The sequence below is a fragment of the Escherichia sp. 94.0001 genome, from assembly GCF_013369155.2.
GTDB classification, from domain to species: Bacteria; Pseudomonadota; Gammaproteobacteria; order Enterobacterales; family Enterobacteriaceae; genus Escherichia; species Escherichia coli_F.
Genome location: NZ_JABWMS020000222.1, coordinates 1 through 581 on the forward strand (window position 1 = coordinate 1; position 581 = coordinate 581).

At 57.8% G+C, this 581-nt stretch carries 1 protein-coding gene; it reads left to right on the forward strand.

All coding sequences use genetic code 11. The features are described from left to right. Window positions 1–581: pyridoxal-dependent decarboxylase (locus HEN33_RS25360; protein WP_242460326.1), on the forward strand; the 581-nt coding region annotated here is incomplete at both ends.

Genomic DNA, 581 nt, shown 5'->3' on the forward strand with positions numbered 1-581 from the left:
TCTTCCGAGGCCTGTATGCTCGGCGGGATGGCGATGAAATGGCGTTGGCGCAAGCGTATGGAAGCCGCAGGCAAGCCAACGGATAGACCTAATCTGGTGTGCGGCCCGGTACAAATCTGCTGGCATAAATTCGCCCGTTACTGGGATGTGGAGCTGCGTGAAATCCCTATGCGCCCCGGTCAGTTGTTTATGGATCCGAAACGCATGATTGAAGCCTGCGACGAAAACACCATCGGCGTGGTGCCGACTTTCGGCGTGACCTACACCGGTAACTATGAGTTCCCGCAACCGCTGCACGATGCGCTGGATAAATTCCAGGCCGACACCGGTATTGACATCGACATGCACATCGACGCCGCCAGCGGTGGCTTCCTGGCACCGTTCGTCGCCCCGGATATCGTCTGGGACTTCCGCCTGCCGCGTGTGAAATCGATCAGTGCTTCAGGCCACAAATTCGGTCTGGCTCCGCTAGGCTGCGGCTGGGTTATCTGGCGTGACGAAGAAGCGCTGCCGCAGGAACTGGTATTCAACGTTGACTACCTCGGTGGTCAGATTGGGACTTTCGCCATCAACTTCTCCCG